The organism is Kordia sp. (genome assembly GCF_045105435.1).
Lineage (GTDB): Bacteria > Bacteroidota > Bacteroidia > Flavobacteriales > Flavobacteriaceae > Kordia.
Genome location: NZ_JBGCDL010000122.1, coordinates 1 through 4,054, shown reverse-complemented (window position 1 = coordinate 4,054; position 4,054 = coordinate 1). Strand labels below are relative to the sequence as shown.

5 protein-coding genes are annotated in these 4,054 nt (G+C 34.8%); 4 read left to right on the top strand and 1 reads right to left on the bottom strand.

What is annotated here, in order from left to right; all coding sequences use genetic code 11:
• Positions 1-366 (bottom strand): ATP-binding cassette domain-containing protein (locus AB8B65_RS06235; RefSeq protein WP_405300004.1); only part of this gene is annotated, 366 nt, incomplete at its 3' end.
• Positions 367-867: 501 nt separating this feature from the next.
• On the opposite strand from AB8B65_RS06235, the gene AB8B65_RS06230 reads away from it, so the two are divergent.
• The 4 genes from AB8B65_RS06230 to AB8B65_RS06215 all read left to right on the top strand — a co-directional run.
• A complete protein-coding gene (locus tag AB8B65_RS06230; RefSeq protein WP_405300003.1) occupies positions 868-1,698 on the top strand; it encodes a prephenate dehydratase in 831 nt (276 codons plus the stop codon).
• Positions 1,695-2,840, top strand: a complete 1,146-nt coding sequence (locus AB8B65_RS06225) for a pyridoxal phosphate-dependent aminotransferase (RefSeq protein ID WP_405300002.1) — start codon at positions 1,695-1,697, stop codon at positions 2,838-2,840. Before AB8B65_RS06230 ends, AB8B65_RS06225 begins: the two co-directional genes overlap by 4 nt.
• A 1-nt stretch (position 2,841) precedes the next feature.
• The gene (locus tag AB8B65_RS06220) at positions 2,842-3,225 is read left to right on the top strand and encodes a hypothetical protein (protein ID WP_405300001.1); all 384 of its coding nucleotides are present in this window, start codon (positions 2,842-2,844) and stop codon (positions 3,223-3,225) included.
• A 1-nt stretch (position 3,226) separates the two neighbouring features.
• Positions 3,227-4,054: prephenate dehydrogenase (locus AB8B65_RS06215; protein ID WP_405300000.1), on the top strand; the 828-nt coding region annotated here is incomplete at its 3' end.

Here is a 4,054-nt window from a genome sequence, read left to right as displayed (position 1 = left end):
TTCTGGCAACAATCCTGTCATTTCAATCACCGTATCAATGCGCGATTTTGAAACCTTGTACACATTCGCATTAAACGCTAAATATTCGCGCACATGCATATCCAAATACAATGGATTGTGCTCAGGAAGATATCCAACACTCTTTTGTACATTTCGTGCGGCTGTTGTTGTGTCAAACTCATTCACTGCAGCAGTTCCAGAACTCGCCTTCAAATACGTAGTTAAAATTTTCATCATCGTCGATTTTCCAGCTCCATTAGGTCCTAAAAAACCAACAATTTCTCCTTTAGTAATACGGAAAGAAACATTGTTTAACGCTTTCTGTTCACCATAAATTTTTGTGATATTTTCTACTACAATTGACATACTACAATAATTTGAAATCCAAAACTACATAAATTTTTATCAGTATTTCCTAAGTTTAAATCAAATAAAAACAAAAAAACCGATGCTTTATTGATAAAAACGTTTTTCTTCAAAAAATATTGGAAAACGATTTTGAATCTAAAAATTAATCTATACTTTAGCTAAGTAAATAAGAAACAACAATGTACAATATAAACTATTTTTGGCAAGGATATTTTTACTTCTTCTACGGAAAGAAGTTGGAACGCCTTGTGTTATAGTTTATGTAAATCATCATAAAAATATATAAGTAAGTTCCGAAATTCATTCGGAACTTTTTTTTTGGACTCATTTTAAATCTTAGCATACAACAAAAAATAAATAAAAATGTGTTCAGATGTGATGCTTTTTGAAAGTCATAACATACTACTATTACTATAAAGAGTAGTAGTATATAAATGAATTTGTGCTACTTTTCGGAACATAAAAAAAAGATAAGTTGTTGAGTAACAATCAAGTTAAATGGAACAAACAATAGCAATACAAGGAGTTCAAGGATCTAACCATCATAAAGTTGCACAACAATACTTTGGTGAGGAAGTACTGTTAGACGAGTGCTTATCTTTTGATGCGCTAGTACAGAGCTTAACACACGAAAAAAGCAGTTATGCAATCATGGCTTTGGAAAATACCATTGCAGGTTCCATCATTCCAAACTATGCGTTAATTGATGCCAACAACATTCATATCAATGGTGAATACTATCTAAACATTCATCATCATTTAATGGCGTTGCCAAATCAAACAATTGAAGACATTTCAGAAGTATGTTCGCATCCAATGGCGCTTTTACAATGTAAAGAATTCTTTAAAAAATATCCGCACATCAAACTAGTAGAAGATGTGGATACAGCTGCAGTTGCCAGAAGAATCCAAAAAACACAACAAAAAGGAATTGCAGCAATTGCAACAAAAACGGCAGCAGAATTATTTGAACTCAATGTGCTTTCATCAGAAATTCAAACGATCAAAACAAATGCGACACGTTTTGTTATTCTACAAAAGCAAAAACCAACTGAAAATATTGATCAAATAGATAAAGCTTCATTGCGATTTGAATTAGATCACAAAAGAGGAAGTTTAGCAACCGTACTTAATGTGATGAGCGATTGCAAATTAAACCTTACCAAAATACAATCATTACCAATCATTGAAACACCCTGGAAATACGCATTCTTCGTGGATGTTACATTTGAATCTTACGAAGATTACTCCAAAGCACTTTCAATATTAGAAATAATGTCTACCACACTAAAAGTATTAGGAACCTACAAAAACCGAAGAGACGTATGATTCCTGCAAAACGTATACACACCGTAGAAGAATACTATTTCTCACGCAAATTGCGAGAAGTGCGTGGTTTGGTAGCTGCTGGAAAAAACATTATAAACCTCGGAATAGGAAGTCCCGATTTACAACCGCCAGCAATAGTAGTTGAAGCTTTAGAAGCCAGTTTACAAGACGAAACTGCACACAAATACCAAAGCTATCAAGGAATGCCAGCCTTGCGAAATGCCATTGCAGATTTCTATCAAAAAAACTACAACGTTTCGCTTGATACAGAAACGGAAGTATTGCCACTCATGGGAAGCAAAGAAGGCATCATGCACATATCAATGGCGTACTTAGACGAAGGCGATGAGGTATTAATTGCAAATCCAAGTTACCCAACGTACACTTCCGTAACCAAACTCTTAGGTGCAATCCCTAACTATTACAACTTAGATGCAAACAACAATTGGTTGCCAAACTTAAAAGAAATAGCAAAGCAAGACCTAAGCAAAGTAAAGCTTATGTGGGTAAACTATCCGCACATGCCAACAGGCGCTAAAGCAAGCAAAGCATTCTTTGAAGAACTCATTACGTTTGCTAAAAAACATCAAATTCTTATCATCAATGACAATCCATACAGTTTCATCTTAAATGAAGAACCGTTAAGCATACTAAGTATTGATGGCGCAAAAGAAGTGGCTTTAGAACTCAATTCGCTAAGCAAATCATTCAATATGGCAGGTTGGCGTACAGGAATGGTAATGGGAAAAGCCGAGCACATTCAGCATGTTTTAAAAGTAAAAAGTAACATGGATTCTGGTATGTTTTACGGAATTCAAAAAGGAGCAATCAAAGCCTTAGAAAGTTCCAGTGAATGGTTTACAAATCTCAATAAAATATATAAAAAACGTCGTAAACTTATTTGGGAATTAGCGACAAAACTGCACTGTGAATTCAGTACAGAAACAGCAGGAATGTTTGTGTGGGCAAAACTGCCAGCAGACAATCAGTTAAGTTCGGAAGCATTTGTAGACAAGCTATTATACGAAAAAGACGTGTTCATTACGCCTGGAAGCATATTTGGAACGCAAGGTGAAGGATACATTCGATTCTCGTTATGTGTGTCCGAAGAAAAAATAAAAGAAGTCATTCAACGAATTTGACATGGAAAAGCAAATAGCAATCATACACGCATACATTAATGCGTACAATAACTTTGATATCTCAGGAATGATAGAAAACATGCAGCCTGATATCATTTTTGAAAACTATGATTCTGAAAAACGAACGCTTTCTACAAAAGGAATTGAAGAATTTGAAACGCAAGCTAAAAAAGCAGCAACGCTATTTTCAATGCGGAATCAACAAATAAAAGGAATATTAAAAAATGATGCAGAAAACAAGTTTGAAGTATCAATAATATACAAGGGAATTTTCGCAGTAGACATAACAGAAACATTAAAAAAAGGAACTGAAATTACGCTTGAAGGAAAAAGTATTTTTTACTTCTGCAATCAAAAAATAAATAAAATTATAGACAAAAGTTAATATGAACGTATACATCATAGGAGTTGGACTCATTGGCGGAAGCATGTCGCTGGATATTCAGGAAAAATATCCGGAAACAACTGTGTATGGCATTGATGTAAACGAAACGCATCTCGAAGAAGCACTGCAAAGACAGTTAATTCATAAAAAAGCAACGCTTCAAAACGTGCAAAATGCAGATATTGTCATCATTACAATTCCCGTGCATGCTTCTATAAAGGTCATCACGGAAGTGTTAGACAATATCAATGATAACACATTGGTAATTGATGCAGGTTCAACAAAAGAAAAAATTTGCGAAAGCATTGCAGCACATCCAAGACGACGCAATTTTTTAGCCGCGCATCCAATTGCAGGAACGGAATTTTCAGGACCTTCCGCAGCTATAAAACGTTTATTTGATGGCAAAACAAACATCATTTGCGAAGTAGAAAAAACAGCGTTCACTCTGCAAGAAAAAGCATTGGAGTTATTTAAAAATCTAGGCATGCGCATTCGGTACATGGACCCAAAATCGCACGACAAACACATTGCGTATGTATCGCATCTATCGCATATAAGTGCGTTTATGCTAGGGAAAACGGTCATTGAAAAAGAAAAAAATGAACGCGATATTTTCGATTTGGCAGGTAGTGGATTTGCTTCCACAGTGCGTTTGGCAAAAAGTTCACCAGCAATGTGGACACCAATATTTGAGCAAAACAAAACCAATGTCATTGAAACACTCAACGAATACATTGCCAACTTACAGGAATTTAAAAGCCTGATGTTGCAAGACAATTTTGAAGGAATATATAAAGAAATGGAAAACACAAATCACATAAAAAAA

Coding starts and splice junctions, on each gene's coding strand:
- AB8B65_RS06230 (WP_405300003.1), top strand. CDS start 868: ATGGAACAAACAATAGCAATACAAGGAGTTCAAGGATCTAACCATCAT.
- AB8B65_RS06225 (WP_405300002.1), top strand. CDS start 1,695: ATGATTCCTGCAAAACGTATACACACCGTAGAAGAATACTATTTCTCA.
- AB8B65_RS06220 (WP_405300001.1), top strand. CDS start 2,842: ATGGAAAAGCAAATAGCAATCATACACGCATACATTAATGCGTACAAT.